This window comes from Pseudomonas sp. ES3-33 (genome assembly GCF_000952175.1).
Classification (GTDB): Bacteria; Pseudomonadota; Gammaproteobacteria; order Pseudomonadales; family Pseudomonadaceae; genus Aquipseudomonas; species Aquipseudomonas gregormendelii.
The window spans coordinates 41,455-55,642 of the sequence record NZ_JZRI01000032.1 but is presented as its reverse complement, the minus strand read 5'-3'; the positions used below and the strand labels follow the sequence as shown (position 1 = coordinate 55,642).

The 14,188-nt window shown below is 61.9% G+C and carries 12 protein-coding genes and 3 tRNA genes; all 15 read left to right on the top strand.

Going from position 1 to position 14,188, the window contains the following annotated elements; all coding sequences use genetic code 11:
• The first annotated feature begins 58 nt into the window (after window positions 1-58).
• The 15 genes from truA (at window position 59) to UB23_RS03460 (ending at window position 13,781) form a co-directional block, all read left to right on the top strand.
• The gene (truA, locus tag UB23_RS03530) at window positions 59-883 is read left to right on the top strand and encodes a tRNA pseudouridine(38-40) synthase TruA (protein WP_045057945.1); all 825 of its coding nucleotides are present in this window, start codon (window positions 59-61) and stop codon (window positions 881-883) included.
• A 63-nt stretch (window positions 884-946) separates the two neighbouring features.
• A complete protein-coding gene (locus UB23_RS03525; RefSeq protein ID WP_045057944.1) occupies window positions 947-1,573 on the top strand; it encodes a phosphoribosylanthranilate isomerase in 627 nt (208 codons plus the stop codon).
• Between the two features lie 177 nt (window positions 1,574-1,750).
• Window positions 1,751-2,671, top strand: a complete 921-nt coding sequence (gene accD / locus UB23_RS03520) for an acetyl-CoA carboxylase, carboxyltransferase subunit beta (RefSeq protein WP_045057943.1) — start codon at window positions 1,751-1,753, stop codon at window positions 2,669-2,671.
• On the top strand, window positions 2,668-3,975 hold the full coding sequence (gene folC / locus UB23_RS03515) for a bifunctional tetrahydrofolate synthase/dihydrofolate synthase (protein ID WP_045057942.1): 1,308 nt from the start codon (window positions 2,668-2,670) through the stop codon (window positions 3,973-3,975). The genes accD and folC overlap by 4 nt, the downstream gene beginning before the upstream one ends.
• Window positions 3,959-4,636, top strand: coding sequence for an SPOR domain-containing protein (locus tag UB23_RS03510; protein ID WP_045057941.1), 678 nt, complete (start codon window positions 3,959-3,961; stop codon window positions 4,634-4,636). Before folC ends, UB23_RS03510 begins: the two co-directional genes overlap by 17 nt.
• Window positions 4,637-4,734: 98 nt before the next feature.
• Entirely contained in the window at window positions 4,735-5,295 is a 561-nt protein-coding gene (locus UB23_RS03505; protein WP_045057940.1) for a CvpA family protein, read from the top strand.
• Between the two features lie 41 nt (window positions 5,296-5,336).
• Window positions 5,337-6,842, top strand: coding sequence for an amidophosphoribosyltransferase (gene purF, locus UB23_RS03500; RefSeq protein WP_045057939.1), 1,506 nt, complete (start codon window positions 5,337-5,339; stop codon window positions 6,840-6,842).
• A 126-nt stretch (window positions 6,843-6,968) separates the two neighbouring features.
• On the top strand, window positions 6,969-8,180 hold the full coding sequence (locus UB23_RS03495) for an O-succinylhomoserine sulfhydrylase (protein ID WP_045057938.1): 1,212 nt from the start codon (window positions 6,969-6,971) through the stop codon (window positions 8,178-8,180).
• Between the two features lie 5 nt (window positions 8,181-8,185).
• On the top strand, window positions 8,186-8,953 hold the full coding sequence (locus tag UB23_RS03490) for an SDR family oxidoreductase (RefSeq protein WP_177328522.1): 768 nt from the start codon (window positions 8,186-8,188) through the stop codon (window positions 8,951-8,953).
• A 250-nt stretch (window positions 8,954-9,203) separates the two neighbouring features.
• Window positions 9,204-9,279: transfer RNA gene (locus tag UB23_RS03485), tRNA-Val, on the top strand.
• 54 nt (window positions 9,280-9,333) lie between these two features.
• Window positions 9,334-9,410 (top strand) — tRNA-Asp (locus tag UB23_RS03480).
• A gap of 102 nt (window positions 9,411-9,512) precedes the next feature.
• Window positions 9,513-9,589, top strand: a tRNA-Asp gene (locus UB23_RS03475).
• Window positions 9,590-9,859: 270 nt separating this feature from the next.
• A complete protein-coding gene (locus tag UB23_RS03470; RefSeq protein WP_045057936.1) occupies window positions 9,860-10,369 on the top strand; it encodes a sigma-70 family RNA polymerase sigma factor in 510 nt (169 codons plus the stop codon).
• A complete protein-coding gene (locus UB23_RS03465) occupies window positions 10,366-11,310 on the top strand; it encodes a FecR domain-containing protein (protein WP_045057935.1) in 945 nt (314 codons plus the stop codon). The genes UB23_RS03470 and UB23_RS03465 overlap by 4 nt, the downstream gene beginning before the upstream one ends.
• Before the next feature lie 68 nt (window positions 11,311-11,378).
• Entirely contained in the window at window positions 11,379-13,781 is a 2,403-nt protein-coding gene (locus tag UB23_RS03460) for a TonB-dependent receptor (RefSeq protein WP_045057934.1), read from the top strand.
• Window positions 13,782-14,188: the final 407 nt, after the last annotated feature.

Below are 14,188 nucleotides of genomic sequence, written 5' to 3'. Positions count from 1 at the left end.
TTTGCGCACATCAGCAGGCTGTCAACCCTTGGCAAATATAGATAATCCGGCCGCCGAAATGGTGCCTGAAGGTTTTTTCCGCATCGCACTGGGCGTCGAGTACAAAGGTTCGCGCTATCGCGGCTGGCAGCGCCAGGCATCCGGTGTGCTCACCGTGCAGGAAACCCTGGAAAATGCCCTGTCGAAAGTCGCCAACTCGCCAGTCTCGCTGCTCTGCGCCGGGCGCACTGATGCCGGTGTGCACGCTTGTGGCCAGGTGGTGCACTTCGACACCCAGGTCGAGCGCTCGATGAAAGCCTGGGTCATGGGCGCCAACATCAACTTGCCCCACGACGTCAGCGTCAGCTGGGCCAAGGTCATGCCTGCGCATTTTCACGCGCGGTTCAAGGCCATCGCCCGGCGCTATCGCTACGTTATCTACAACGATCAGATCCGCCCGGCCCACCTGAACGAAGAGATCACCTGGAACCACCGGCCGCTGGACGTCGAACGCATGGCCGAAGCGGCGCAATACCTGGTCGGCACTCATGACTTCAGCGCCTTCCGCGCCGGCCAGTGCCAGGCCAAGTCTCCGGTCAAGGAACTGCACCACCTGCGCGTCACTCGCCACGGCAAGATGATCGTGCTGGACATCCGTGCCAGCGCGTTCCTGCACCACATGGTGCGCAACATTGCCGGCGTGTTGATGACCATTGGCGCCGGCGAGCGTCCGGTGGAGTGGATGAAGCAAGTGCTGGAAAGCCGCATCCGTCGCTCTGGCGGGGTAACAGCACATCCGTTCGGGCTGTATCTGGTGCAGGTGGAATACCGCGACGAGTTCCAGTTGCCCGAGCGTTACATTGGCCCACACTTCCTTACCGGTTTCGCCGAACTTGACGGCTGACGCCCTCGAACGCATTTGTTACCATCCGGGACTTTCCCAGAATTAGCTTGGGGTTATATCGACATGTCAGCCGTTCGCAGCAAGATTTGCGGGATCACCCGCTTAGAGGATGCGCTGGCAGCGGTCGAGGCGGGGGCGGATGCCATAGGTTTTGTGTTCTATGCCAAGAGCCCGCGCGCCGTTACCTTTCAGCAGGCACGCTCGATCATCCAGGCACTGCCTCCGTTCGTGACCACCGTTGGCCTTTTCGTCAACGCCAGTCGCTGCGAGCTGGGGGAAATCCTCGACGCCGTGCCGCTGGACCTGCTGCAATTCCACGGCGATGAGACCGCGGCCGAGTGTGAGGGCTGGCATCGACCGTATATCAAGGCGCTGCGGGTCAAGGCCGGCGATGATATCGCGGCAGCCTGCAATGCATTTCCGAGCGCCAGCGGTATTCTGCTCGATGCCTATGTCGAAGGCGTGCCGGGCGGAACCGGGCAGGCGTTCGACTGGTCTCTGATTCCCCAAGGCCTGAGCAAGCCGATCATCCTGGCGGGCGGCTTGACACCGGATAACGTCGCCGAGGCGGTCAGCCGAGTGCGGCCTTACGCGGTGGACGTCAGCGGCGGGGTGGAAGAGAGCAAAGGCATCAAGGATCACGCAAGGATTCACGCATTCATCAACGCGGTACGCGGCACGTTGATGTGACGGCTGGCAGACTGCCGCCGTCCACAGGCATGGCTGAGGGTTTTTGGGTGGTACGCAGGTCACGATTCTCTGATCCGGCCATCCATGGATCATCGCCGCACATATGAATTTAGCTCAAGGGCATACGCGGGGCTGCGAACCAAAGCGTTCGAGCCGCCGGTACTGGAGAAAGAAAGCATGAGCAACTGGTTGGTAGACAAACTGATCCCTTCGATCATGCGTTCCGAGGTCAAGAAGAGCTCGGTGCCTGAAGGTCTATGGCACAAATGCCCATCTTGCGAGGCGGTGCTTTACCGTCCGGAGCTGGAAAAGACCCTGGATGTTTGCCCAAAGTGCAATCACCACATGCGTATCGGCGCACGCGCACGCATCGACATCTTCCTCGACGCTGAAGGCCGTGCCGAACTGGGCGCTGACCTGGAGCCAGTGGACCGTCTCAAGTTCCGCGACGGCAAAAAGTACAAGGACCGCCTGGTCGCAGCCCAGAAAGCCACCGGCGAGAAAGATGCGCTGGTGTCCATGAGCGGCACCCTGCTGGGCATGCCGGTGGTGGTTTCGGCGTTCGAATTCTCCTTCATGGGCGGTTCCATGGGTGCCATCGTGGGCGAGCGCTTCGTTCGCGCCGCCAACTACGCCCTGGAAAACAAATGCCCGATGATCTGCTTTGCCGCTTCCGGTGGCGCGCGGATGCAGGAAGCGCTGATTTCCCTGATGCAAATGGCCAAGACCTCCGCGGTACTGGCGCGTCTGCGTGAAGAAGGCATTCCGTTCATCTCCGTACTGACCGACCCGGTGTACGGTGGTGTTTCCGCCAGCCTGGCGATGCTGGGCGACGTGATCGTCGGCGAGCCAAAGGCCCTGATCGGCTTCGCCGGCCCGCGCGTGATCGAGCAGACCGTGCGCGAAAAACTGCCGGAAGGCTTCCAGCGCAGCGAATTCCTGCTGGAGCACGGTGCGATCGACATGATCATTCACCGTCAGGAACTGCGTCCACGCCTGGGCAACCTGCTGGCACAGATGATGGGCCTGCCGACGCCGAAGTTCGTCGCCGCGCCAATCGAGCCAATCGTGGTTCCGCCGGTGCCTGCCAACATATGACCCAACGTACCCTTGGCGAGTGGCTCGCCTACCTGGAACAGTTGCACCCTTCGGCCATCGACATGGGGCTGGAGCGCTCGCAACAGGTAGCGTCCCGCATGGGACTGGGCAAGCCGGCGCCTCGGGTGATCACGGTCACCGGCACCAACGGCAAGGGGTCTACCTGTGCGTTCGTGGCTTCATTGCTGCGCGCGCAGGGCCTTAAAGTCGGTGTCTACAATTCTCCGCACCTGCTGCGTTACAACGAGCGGGTGCAGGTCAACGGCGTCGAAGCGACTGACGCCGAGCTGTGCCAGGCCTTCGCGGCAGTCGAGGCAGGCCGTGGCGATACCTCCCTGACTTATTTCGAAATGGGCACCCTGGCGGCGTTCTGGCTGTTCCAGCAGTCGGGGCTGGATGCCGTGGTGCTCGAGGTCGGCCTGGGCGGGCGCCTGGATACGGTCAACGTGGTGGACGCGGACATGGCGCTGGTCACCAGCATCGGCGTCGACCACGCCGATTACCTGGGTGATACCCGCGAGTCCGTGGCCTACGAAAAAGCCGGCATCTTCCGTCAGGGCGCCCCCGCGCTCTGTGGCGATCTGGATCCTCCGCAACCTCTGCTGGACAAAGCCCGCGAGCTGGCCTGCCCGTTTTTCCTGCGTGGGCGTGACTTCGACCTGGGTGTCACCGATCACCACTGGCAATGGCGCGGTCTTGACAGCCAGGGCCGGGTAGTCGAACTGCGGGACCTGCCCCTGCTGGAGCTGCCGATGGAGAACGCTGCGCTGGCCTTGCAGGCTTATCTGCTGCTGGGTCTGCCTTGGGTAGAGGCACAGATCATTGAAGCCTTGAAGGCGACTCGCGTGGTGGGGCGCCTCGACCGTCGGGCGTTCGACTGGCAGGGCAAACGTCTGCACCTGTTGCTCGACGTGGGGCATAATCCTCATGCGGCCGAATACCTGGCTCGCCGTCTGTCCAGTCGTCCGCCAGTCGGCAAGCGTCTGGCAGTGTTCGGCTTGCTCGCGGACAAGGATCTGGACGGTGTCGTTGGCCAGTTGAATGCCAGTGTCGAGCATTGGGCGGTTGCACCGCTGGATTCGCCCCGGGCGCGCCCGGTGGCTGATTTAGAAGAGGCGCTGCAGAACCTTGGCGCTTCAGTAACGTCCTATGCCAGCGTGGCCGCAGCCCTGGAAGGGCAGTGCGCACGAGCGACGAGCGACGACGAAATTCTGTTGTTCGGATCATTTTATTGTGTCGCCGAGGCCCTTGAGTGGTTGGCTCGGCGCTCCACGGAGGAAGCGGCAAATGGCATTGCTGGATAAGGCTTACAAACAACGCATGGTCGGCGCCCTGGTGCTGGTCGCGCTGGCAGTGATTTTCCTGCCGATGCTGTTTTCCCGTCAGGATGAGCAGCGCCAGGTGACTGTCGAGGCGCCTGCTGCCCCGCAAGCGCCTTCGGTGCCCCAGGTGCAGATCGAGCCGGTGGTCGTACCTGAGCCTCAGGTGCTGCCGCAGGAGCCGGTGCCGAGCGACGAAGAAATCGCCGAGCAGCAAGCGCCGTCGACGCCAATCGCCCCTGTGGTGCCCGTCGCCCCTGCGCCGGCCCCGGCAGCCAAGCCAGTCGCGCCAGCCCCGGCACCCGTGCCGGCATTGGCCGCCAAGCCAAGCACGCCACCGGCCCAGCCAATCACGGCGACGCCCGGCAAGCCGGACACCAGCCAAAGCCGCGTCGATGCCAATGGCCTGTCGGTCAGCTGGTCGGTGCAACTGGCCAGCCTGTCGAACCGTGCCAGTGCCGAAAGCCTGCAGAAATCCCTGCGAGCCCAGGGCTATAACGCCTACATTCGCACCGCTGATGGCAAGAATCGGGTATTTGTCGGGCCGCTGATCGAGCGCGCCGAGGCCGACCGTTTGCGCGATTTGTTGAGCCGCCAGCAGAACCTCAAGGGTTTTGTGGTGCGTTTCCAGCCCGAGCGCGGTTAAAAACTATCGCTGCGATTGAAATGCACTGCTAATCGCAGCTTACCGACAGGCATGCGCTCTGCTAAAATGCGCCGCCTTATCCGTCTGTAGGCTGCACTGTGCCATTTACCTGGGTTGATTGGGCGATCGTTGCAATTGTCGCCATCTCCGCATTGATCAGTCTTAGCCGCGGCTTCGTCAAGGAAGCATTATCGCTGGTGACCTGGATCATCGCAGGAGTCGTCGCCTGGATGTTCGGTGGTTCATTGTCCGAGTACCTCGCCGGATACATCGAAACGCCATCGGCTCGCGTGATCGCGGGCTGTGCCATCATGTTTGTCGCCACTTTGATAGTAGGCGCAATGATCAATTATCTTATCGGCGAGTTGGTACGTGTCACCGGGTTATCCGGGACCGATCGATTCCTCGGCATGGCCTTCGGCGCTGCGCGTGGCGTGTTGCTGGTGGTCGTGGCGGTCGGGCTGTTGAGCCTGGGGCCGGTACAGCAGGACGGGTGGTGGAAAGAATCACAGCTCGTACCAAAGTTTCTATTGGTCGCAGACTGGTCCAAGAACCTGATTCTCGGGTGGAGCAGTCAGTGGCTTGCCAGCGGTATCAGCGTACCCGCTGAGATACCGTTCAAGGAGCAACTCTTGCCGACGGCCAAAACGCCGCAGTGAGTGTTGCTCAGTTCAGATCCATTAAGTAGGGGTTGCGTCGCATGTGTGGCATCGTCGGTATCGTCGGTAAGTCGAACGTCAATCAGGCGCTGTATGACGCGCTAACCGTCCTCCAGCACCGCGGCCAGGACGCTGCCGGTATCGTGACCAGCCATGATGGCCGGTTATTCCTGCGCAAGGACAATGGCCTGGTGCGTGACGTGTTCCATCAGCGTCACATGCAGCGCCTGGTCGGTCACATGGGTATCGGCCATGTCCGTTACCCGACCGCTGGCAGCTCGACTTCGGCCGAAGCTCAACCGTTCTACGTCAACTCGCCTTACGGCATTACCTTGGCGCACAACGGTAACCTGACCAACGTTGAACAGCTGGCCAAGGAGATTTACGAATCTGACCTGCGCCACGTCAATACCAATTCCGATTCGGAAGTACTGCTCAACGTGTTCGCTCACGAACTGGCCCAGCGCGGCAAGTTGCAGCCAACCGAAGAAGACGTGTTCGCCGCGGTCACAGACGTGCACAATCGTTGCGTCGGTGGCTACGCGGTCGTGGCGATGGTGACCGGCTACGGCATCGTCGGTTTCCGTGACCCGCACGGCATCCGTCCGATCGTCTTCGGCCAGCGTCACACCGACGAGGGCGTCGAATACATGATCGCCTCCGAAAGCGTGTCCCTGGACGTGCTCGGTTTCACCCTGATTCGCGACCTGGCACCCGGCGAAGCGGTCTACATCACTGAAGACGGCAAGCTGCACACCCGCCAGTGCGCAAACAACCCGTCCCTGACCCCGTGCATCTTCGAACACGTCTACCTGGCGCGTCCGGACTCGATCATCGACGGTGTATCGGTCTACAAGGCCCGCCTGCGCATGGGCGAGAAGCTGGCCGAGAAGATCCTGCGCGAGCGTCCGGATCACGACATCGACGTGGTCATCCCGATTCCGGACACCAGCCGCACCGCGGCCCTGGAACTGGCGAACCACTTGGGCGTGAAATTCCGCGAAGGCTTCGTGAAGAACCGCTACATCGGCCGGACCTTCATCATGCCGGGCCAGGCAGCGCGGAAAAAATCCGTACGCCAGAAGCTTAACGCCATCGAACTGGAATTCCGCGGCAAGAACGTCATGCTGGTGGACGACTCGATCGTTCGCGGCACGACCTGCAAGCAGATCATCCAGATGGCCCGCGAAGCCGGCGCCAAGAACGTCTACTTCTGCTCCGCGGCACCGGCCGTTCGTTACCCGAACGTGTATGGCATCGACATGCCGAGCGCCCACGAACTGATCGCCCACAACCGTTCGACCCAGGACGTGGCTGACCTGATCGGTGCTGACTGGCTGATCTACCAGGACCTGCCTGACTTGATCGAAGCGGTCGGTGGCGGCAAGATCAAGATCGACAAGTTCGATTGCGCGGTGTTCGACGGCCAGTACGTCACAGGTGATGTCGACGAGGCTTACCTGAACAAGATCGAGCAGGCACGCAACGATGCCTCCAAGGTCAAGACCCAGGCAGTCAGCGCGATCATTGATCTGTACAACAACTGAGTAACTGGCCGGCCTGTGGGAGCAAGGCTTGCCCGCGATGGCGTTTGTAAAGACGCCATCGCGGGCGAGCGTTGTTCTCACAGGCCGGTTTAGTATCCATTACCGAGTAAGGCAAGGAGTGACAGCATGAGTCAGGATTGGGATGCCGGTCGGCTGGACAGCGACCTCGAAGGCGTAGCGTTCGATACCCTGGCCGTACGCGCCGGCCAGCACCGCACGCCGGAAGGCGAACACGGTGATCCGATGTTCTTCACTTCCAGCTACGTCTTCCGCACCGCTGCCGACGCCGCGGCGCGATTTGCCGGGGAAGTGCCGGGCAACGTTTACTCGCGCTACACCAACCCGACCGTGCGTGCGTTCGAAGAGCGCATTGCCGCGCTTGAAGGCGCCGAGCAAGCCGTGGCCACTGCCACCGGCATGGCAGCGATCATGGCTGTGGTCATGAGCCTGTGCAGCGCCGGTGATCATGTGCTGGTGTCGCGCAGCGTATTCGGTTCGACCATCAGCCTGTTTGAAAAATATTTCAAGCGTTTCGGCGTAGAGGTCGATTACGTGCCCCTGGCGGAACTGTCCGGCTGGGATGCGGCCATCAAGGCCAATACCAAATTATTGTTCGTCGAGTCGCCGTCCAACCCGCTGGCAGAGCTGGTGGACATCGCCGAACTGGCGAAAATTGCCCATGCCAAGGGCGCGATGCTGGTCGTGGACAATTGTTTCTGCACCCCTGCGTTGCAGCAGCCGCTGAAGATGGGCGCGGACATCGTCGTGCACTCGGCGACCAAGTTCATCGACGGCCAGGGTCGTTGCATGGGCGGCGTGGTTGCCGGTCGTGGCGAGCACATGAAAGAAGTCGTCGGCTTTCTGCGCACTGCCGGGCCAACCCTCAGCCCGTTCAACGCCTGGATCTTCCTCAAGGGCCTGGAAACCCTCGGCCTGCGCATGAAGGCGCACTGCGCCAACGCCCAGCAACTGGCCGAATGGCTGGAGCAGCAGGACGGTATCGAGAAAGTCCATTACGCCGGTCTCAAGAGCCATCCACAGCATGAGTTGGCCTTGCGCCAGCAGAAGGGCTTTGGCGCGGTGGTGAGTTTTGAGGTCAAGGGGGGCAAAGAGGGTGCGTGGCGCTTTATCGATGCGACTCGCCTGATCTCGATCACCGCCAATCTGGGGGACAGCAAAACCACCATTACCCACCCAAGCACCACCTCCCACGGCCGCCTGGCGCCGCAGGAGCGTGAAGCCGCAGGGATCCGCGACAGCCTGATCCGCGTCGCGGTGGGTCTGGAAGACGTGGCGGACCTGCAAGCCGATCTGACGCGCGGCCTGGCTGCGCTGTGATCGAAATGTCTGCGCCCGGCACGGGCACCAATGGCCGCGTCGCGCTGGTCACGGGTGCTGCGCGCGGCATCGGCCTGGGCATTTCGGCCTGGTTGATTAGCGAAGGCTGGCAAGTCGTGCTGACCGACCTGGATCGGGTCCGTGGTTCGAAAGTGGCGAAGGTGCTGGGTGATAACGCCTGGTTCATCGCCATGGACGTCTCGAACGAGGGTCAGGTAGCGCTGGGGGTGGCCGAGGTGCTCGGGCAGTTCGGGCGGCTCGATGCGCTCGTGTGCAACGCGGCAGTAGCCGAGCCACACAACATCACCCTGGAAAGTCTCGATCTGGCCTACTGGAATCGGGTGCTGGCGGTCAATCTCAGTGGCCCTATGTTGCTGGCAAAGCACTGTGCGCCGTACCTGCGTGCTCACAGCGGCTCGATCGTCAACCTGGCCTCGACCCGCGCCAGCCAGTCGGAACCCGACAGTGAAGCCTACGCGGCGAGCAAGGGCGGCCTGTTGGCCCTGACTCATGCGCTGGCCATCAGCCTGGGGCCGGAGATTCGGGTCAATGCCGTCAGCCCGGGCTGGATCGATGCACGCGACCCTTCAGCGCGCCGCGCCGAGCCGTTGTCCGACGCCGACCATACCCAGCATCCGGCGGGCAGGGTGGGGACGGTGGAGGATGTCGCGGCAATGGTGGCCTGGTTGCTGTCGAGGAACGCCGGCTTTGTCACGGGGCAGGAGTTTGTGGTGGACGGCGGCATGACCAAGAAGATGATTTACAGCGAGTGACCGGCAGCAGCATTGATGCTGGATGCTCTGCAGCTTTGGCGAGCAAGCCCGCTCGCGCAGTGGCTTTGTGTCGGACCCATAGCCTGTGTTCACTCACAATCCGCTGTGGGCGCGGGCTTGCTCGCGAAAGCGGTCTGACGGCATAACCATTCGCCACTGACACGATTTTGTCTTTTTCAGAAAAACTTCAATCCTGCTATTGACTTAGGTTCGCTACCTGCGTAAATTTCGCGGCCTCGGAGATGCAAACGGGTGATTAGCTCAGCTGGGAGAGCGTCTGCCTTACAAGCAGAATGTCGGCGGTTCGATCCCGTCATCACCCACCACTTCCGAGAGTCTTGCGAAAGCAAGATGGAAGCCTTAAAAGCCTCCACCGACGCGCAGCGGTAGTTCAGTCGGTTAGAATACCGGCCTGTCACGCCGGGGGTCGCGGGTTCGAGTCCCGTCCGCTGCGCCATATTTTCCGAGTCAGGTCTGACCTGATTCGAGATCAAAAGAGAGATTGAAAAATCTCGGAGCTTCTGATCAGACGAGTTAGGACGCAAGTCCAAAGCGATACGCAGCGGTAGTTCAGTCGGTTAGAATACCGGCCTGTCACGCCGGGGGTCGCGGGTTCGAGTCCCGTCCGCTGCGCCATATCTGCTACAAGGCCCACTGAACGCCTTGGAGCTACGAAGAAGCCGTTGGTGACTTCGAGTCGATAGCAAAAACCCTGGTCGAAAGACCGGGGTTTTTTGTGTCTGCGATTTGCCATTTTCCTGAACTGCTGCCCCCGTCCTGTAGGAGCAAGCTCGCCCCTGCAGGCGGGCCTTTCTGCGCGCTCAATGCATAAAGAGCTTCCTTCCCGGCACCGACATTAATTAGAATCACTCTCATTTACGATAACTCCTGGCACAGGGCTTCTAGATGAGTGATGCAGTGATGCCGAAGGAGCCAACGCTTCACGACCTGTACCGCGATCACCGTGGCTGGCTTGAAACCTGGTTGGGGAGGCGCTTGGGCAACGGCTGCGATGCGGCTGATCTGAGCCAGGACACTTTCCTGCGGGTGCTTGCCAGTTCGCAGCGGATCGCGGACCTGCAAGAGCCCCGTGCCTATCTGCTGACTGTGGGCAAACGCCTGCTGAGCAACTTCTACCAGCGCCGGAGCCTGGAACAGGCCTATCTCGCCGCCTTGGCGGCGATGCCGGAGGACTGTGCGCCATCCCCCGAGCAACGCTGGCTGCTGCTGGAAACGCTGCAAGCGCTGGATGAGCTGCTCGACGGCTTGCCGCGGGCGGTGCGCCGGGCGTTTTTGTGGAGCCAGCTCGAAGGCCTGACCTACGGGCAAATCGCGGAACGCCTGCAAGTGTCCGAACGTACCATCAAGCGTTACATGGCTCAGGCTTATGAACATTGCCTGTTGGTGGACCTATGAACACTCAGGCGTCCGACTCGCGCCAGGCCGTTCGTGCAGCCGCGCAATGGCTTGCGTTGCTGGAATCAGGCGGTGCCAACGAGCAGGATCGCGTGAACTTGCAGCGCTGGCGTGATACCTGCGCCACCCACGAGCAGGCCTGGCAGAAAGCCCAGGCGCTGCGCCAGCGTTTTGCCGACCTGCCATCGGGGCTGGCACTGAGCAGCCTGGATCGTCCGGATCCGGCGCGGCGCAAAGTGCTCAAGCGCGCCCTGGGCGCGGTGGCCCTGGTGCCGGCGGCGTGGCTGATCAGTCGGCAACTGCCGCTGGATGCCTGGCGCGCCGATTTGCACACCGCCACCGGCGAGCGTCAGCAGACCCGGCTTGCCGACGGCAGCGCGCTGCAGCTCAACACGGCCAGCGCGGTCGATGTGGACCTGCAGGCACGCCGCGTCAAGCTGATCGAGGGCGAAATGTCCCTGACAGTGCCCGGTGATTCGCCGCTGACGATCCAGACCCGTTTTGGCAATGTCATCGTCAGCCGCAGTGAAGTCTGCGTTCGCCAGGACGCACGCGGCTGTTGGGTTTCGGTCTACAACGGCGCCGTCCAGTTACAGCCTTTGCATGGGGCGGCCCTGGCCTTGCGCGCGGGCCAGCAGGTCAGCCTGCAGGCCGCCGGTGCCGGATCCATCAGCGCATTCGACACCTTGGCGCCGGGTTGGCGCGAGGGCGTGCTGATGGCGAAGGACCAGCCGCTGGGGGACTTCCTGCGTGAACTGAGCACCTATCGACCGGGTGTCCTGCGCTGGGATCCGGAGCTGGAAACCCTGCGAGTCACCGGCAGCTTCCGTCTGGACGACACTGACCGGGTACTCGCGCTGCTCGCCGCCAGTCTGCCGCTGGAGGTGCATTCCCGGACTCGCTACTGGGTCATGTTGCTGCCGCGCAAAAATAGTGTGTAAACCCTGGCCCCTTTTTTCGACTCGCCTGTCATTGAAGGCATGTGAACGAATCAAGAGAGCCTATTCAAATGCCTAACGCTTCTTCCCCGCGCCTGCGACCGTTGTTGCACCTCAGCCTGATGCTGGGCCTGAGTGCCAGTCCATGGTTGATCTCCCCAACCTGGGCCGAGGACGGTAACCGGCGCAGCTATCAGGTGCCGGCCGGCAGCCTGAGCGATGCATTGACCCGGTTTGCCGGTCTGTCCGGGGTCAATCTGTCGGTGGACCCGGCCCTGGTCAGCGGCCGCAGCAGTGGCGGGCTGTCCGGTGAGTTCGCCGTCGAGGAGGGCTTTGCCCGGTTGTTGCAGGGTTCCGGTCTGCAACTGCAGGCGGTAGGTGAGCAAGCGTACATTCTCACCCCGGCCCCGGAAGGCAGCAGCTTGCAGCTGGCCCCCACCTCGATTCTCGGCGCCACGGTCGGGGAGGGCAGCGAGGTGTTCGCCGGAGGCCAGGTTGCGCGTCGCGGGTCCCAAGGCTTGCTCGGCTCGAAAGACTTCATGGAAACGCCCTTCAGCATGACCACCTACACCAGCGAGGTGATCGAGAACCAGCAAGCCCGGACCTTGGGTGACCTGATCGCCAACGACCCATCGGTTCGCGCCACTAACCCTGCCGGCGGGCGTTACGAGCAATTCACCATTCGCGGGCTGAGCCTGTTCAACAGTGACGTCGCCTACAACGGCCTCTATGGCGTATTGCCGACTTACACCATTGACATGGAAATGGCTGATCGCGTGGACATCCTCAAGGGCCCCAGCCAGCTCATCAACGGCATTTCGCCGCGGGGCAGCGTGGGTGGCGGGATCAACGTGGTACCCAAGCGTGCCACCGACAAGCCGATCACTTCATTCACCGGCAGCTACGCCTCCAACAACCAGCTCGGTGGCGCGGTGGACGTCGGTCGACGCTTCGGTGAAGACGACAAGTTCGGCCTGCGCTTCAACGGCGTGAAACAGTCCGGCGACACCGAGTGGGATCACCAGAGCATCGACCGCGAGATTGCCGTACTCGGCCTGGACTTTCGCGCAGAGCGCCTGCGGCTCTCGACAGACATCGGCCACACCGAGCGCAATACCGATGCGCCCCAGGAACGGGTGCAGGTTGGCGTCAATGCCCAGGTCCCGCATGCCGGCGATGTCCGCCACAACTACGCGCAGGCCTGGAGCAAGGCGCGCACCGAAGACACGTTCGGCACCGTCAATGGCGAGTTCGACGTCAACGATTCGGTCATGCTGTATGGCGGAGTTGGCGCACGCAAAAGTAATCATGACTTCCTCCGGCATGCGGTTTCGGTCACCAACGATGCTGGCGATTTCAGCGTCCAACCCCGCGACTTCACCCGCGACGAGAATGTGCGCACGGCCACGGCCGGCGTGCGTAACTGGTTTAAAACCGGCCCGGTCAGCCACGAGGTCAATCTCGCGGCCAGCTACTTTTACATGGATTTCGAAAACGGCGGCGCCCGTTATGCTGCCGCGCCCAGCAATCTCTACGATCCGGTGCAAACCCCCACCCCGGCCAGGCCAACCCGCCAGGATGCCAAGGTCTACACCGAGAACCGCTTCAGCGGTGTGGCCTTGTCCGACACCCAGGGGTTCTTCGAGGATCGCCTGCTGTTGACCCTCGGCGCGCGGTGGCAGCGGGTGAAGGTCGATGACTGGTCCGACAACATCAAGGGCGCCACTGCCTATGACGAAGAAAAAGTCTCGCCGTCGGGCGGTATCCTGTTCAAGGCCACTGACAAGTTGTCGCTGTACGCCAACTACATGGAGGGCTTGAGCCAAGGCAAGATCGCCCCGTCGACCTCGGTCAACGAAGACGAAATCTTCCCGCCCTTCGTCAGTCGCCAGGTCGAGGTCGGCGCCAAATACGACGCCGGCCCGTTCGCGGTTACTGCGGCGGTCTTCCGCATCAAGCAGCCGGCATACGAAACCAACGCGACCACGCGGGTCTTCGGCCCGAACGGCAAACGCGAGAACAAAGGTGTGGAGCTGAGTGTGTTCGGCGAACCCCTGGATGGCTTTCGCCTGCTCGGTGGGGTGATGTACATCGACAGCGAATTGACCCACACCACCAACGGCGCTTTCGACGGCAACCGCGCGCCCGCAACGCCCAAATACAACGTCAACCTCGGTGCCGAGTGGGACGTGCCCACCGTCCAGGGCCTGACCCTGACCACGCGTGGCATCTACTCCAGCTCGCAGTACCTGGACCAGTCCAACAACAAGGAAATCGACTCCTGGGAACGCTTCGACGTGGGCGCCCGCTACGCGTTCAAGGTCGACGACAAGACCATCACCCTGCGCGGCAACGTCGAGAACGTCGCGGACAAACGCTACTGGAGCTCCGCAGGCGCCTCAGATGACAGCGAGCCTGGCTTGACGCTATCCACGCCACGCACGTACCTGCTTTCGGCGACAGTGGATTTCTAGGATCGCTCACGCGCCTTTGCCTGCGATGACCCCGGTTCAGGTGTCATCGGCAGGGGGAAGACAGTTGCTCCCACAGTGGAATGGTGGTGGACGCAGTATTTGTGTTCGGCGCAGACCACTGTGGGAGCCAGCCTGCTGGCGATGGCATCTGCATATTCGACATTGATGTGGCAGGAAGATTGCCATCGCGGGCAAGTCGAATCGTCGCACCGCCCCTCCCACAGGTATTGGTGGTGGGCGCAGCATTTATGTACGGCAGATATCTCTGTGGGAGCCGGGCTTGCCCGCGAAGACGATGGTGCATCCGACAGCAATTTGACTGCCCAGACACCCCCGCAAATCCGGAAATTTTGATCTTCCAGTCAGTTTTTTGTAACTGGTTGTTTGCCCCGAGCGCATAAACCTTT